This window comes from Allorhizobium borbori, from assembly GCF_014196535.1.
In the GTDB taxonomy this organism is placed as follows: Bacteria; Pseudomonadota; Alphaproteobacteria; order Rhizobiales; family Rhizobiaceae; genus Ectorhizobium; species Ectorhizobium borbori.
This window is the reverse complement of the sequence record NZ_JACIDU010000054.1, coordinates 1-1763: the sequence shown is the minus strand read 5'-3', so window position 1 is coordinate 1763 and position 1763 is coordinate 1. Positions and strand designations below refer to the sequence as shown.

Below are 1763 nucleotides of genomic sequence, written 5' to 3'. Positions count from 1 at the left end.
CATTTCACGATCCGTCCCCCATCGCCGGAGAAGGATGGCCGTCCTCTCCGGCGCTTCTTTATCTCATGAAGAAGCACGGAAATCATAAGACAAGCTGATCGGTTGGCCGCTTGCGCACGAGATCGACGATGCCCCCGGCATTGCCGCCACCATAGAGAACCGATGCTGGCCCCTTGAGCACATCAACGCGCTCCAGCGCGAAGGGGTCGATCTGGAAGCCGCCGAAACCGTAGGAGAAGAGGTTCAGGCCATCGAAAAACATTCCGGTCTGGGTGGCGTCGAAACCACGAATATAGAGCCAGTCCGTGTCCGGATCGGTGCCGAAGGGTTCGGCGGCAACACCGGCAGTGTAGCGCAGTGCCTCATCGATCTTGTTGACCACGCCGCGATCATCAAGTTCTGCACGACCGACAACGGAAACGGATTGCGGAATTTCCTTGATAAGCGTGTCGGCTTTGGAGCCAGCCGCCGATTTCTTCGCGACATAGCCCTTGACCGGGCCGCGGGCCTGGCTGCCATCGCCCTCGACCACGATGGTGGAAAGCCTGGTGGTCGGCTCCTCGGCAAAGGCGTGGTTGGCGGTCAGGATGGCGGCAAGCGCCGCGCTGGCCCGCAATGTATGGCGGAATCTGGATTTTGCGATCAACGTCGTCATTCGTAGCGCCCCAATATCTGACCCGCGCCGCACGTTTCAGCGGGGTTTATAGATGAGTTATTAACTCATGTTTAAGGGCCGCGATTGACTGATCCGGCTGTGGTTGAAAACTCTTGGGCGTCATTGCCGTGCTTTTCGCCACTTTCCCGGGGTCGTTCCCGTATGGCGACGGAAAGCGCGGGTGAAATGCGCCTGGTCGCTGAAGCCGACATCCGTCGAGATTTCGGCAAGCGGCTGACCGCTTTTCTGGAGCAGGTGCTTGGCGCGGTCGATCCTTGCGGCGATCTGCCAGTCCTGCGGCGCCATGCCCGTCGATACCTTGAAGGAATGGCTGAAATGCGAGGCTGACAGGCCCGTCAACGCTGCAAGTTCCTGAAGGCGGATGGTGCGGGTGCAATGGGTTGTGATGAAATCCTCGGCGCGGCGAAGCTGTACCTGCGTCAATCCTCCCCGCTTTCGCGCCGGTGTCTTCGTTACCTGAAGCACGTCGATCAGAAGCGAGAGCGCCAGCCCGTCGCCATAGAGATCGTGAAGGGGGGTGTCCGAGGCGATGTCAGCCGCAATCAGCCGGGAAAGGGCAAGAATGCGTTCGTCGGAAAACAGAAGGCGCGGCGTATCCAGCCGGTCCCGGTCAATATCCTCGCTAAGACGTTGGGCGATGATATCGGCGTCGAAGTGAAGGTCGAGATGGCGCAGCGTGCTGACATTTGAAATATCGAGCCAGAGGTCCATATGCGCGGGAATGTAGGAGAGCGGAGTCAGTGCGCGATCCTGCCACGCACCGCTTTCGCGGGGCGACTGCCTGACGAGCGGGCGGCCTGTGCCGGAGTGATCGAGCAGGATGAACAGGCGCGGGTCCCGGGCCAGATAATGTCCGCCGGCATAATCCGCGCATTCGACATCCCAGAGGTCGGCTACAATTCCGTGCCATGTCTTGCGGCGCAAGCCGCCCATGACGGAAAAACCTTCGATGCTGTTGTGCATCCTAGGTGTTTAGTCCCGGCATTTGATGGTGCGGATTGAGTTTAAACCGTTTTGGCTCTGTTGCCCAGATTTTGCAGATGAATTCGTAGGGCGTCAGGCCGCGCAGTGTCTTTAACCGCCGGCC

The 1763-nt window shown here is 59.5% G+C and carries 1 protein-coding gene and 2 pseudogenes; all 3 read right to left on the bottom strand.

The window, feature by feature from the left end:
• Positions 1-94: 94 nt before the first annotated feature.
• Positions 95-655 (bottom strand): annotated as a pseudogene (locus GGQ66_RS22870) (TonB-dependent receptor plug domain-containing protein); the annotation flags it as partial.
• Between the two features lie 120 nt (positions 656-775).
• Complete coding sequence (locus tag GGQ66_RS22865; protein ID WP_183796033.1) at positions 776-1639, bottom strand: helix-turn-helix domain-containing protein; 864 nt, start codon at positions 1637-1639, stop codon at positions 776-778.
• Position 1640: 1 nt separating this feature from the next.
• Positions 1641-1763, bottom strand: a pseudogene (locus GGQ66_RS22860) (IS481 family transposase); the annotation flags it as partial.

Bases quoted from the DNA above. Each gene is read 5' to 3' on its own strand.
- GGQ66_RS22865 (WP_183796033.1), bottom strand. From the start codon at position 1,639: ATGCACAACAGCATCGAAGGTTTTTCCGTCATGGGCGGCTTGCGCCGC.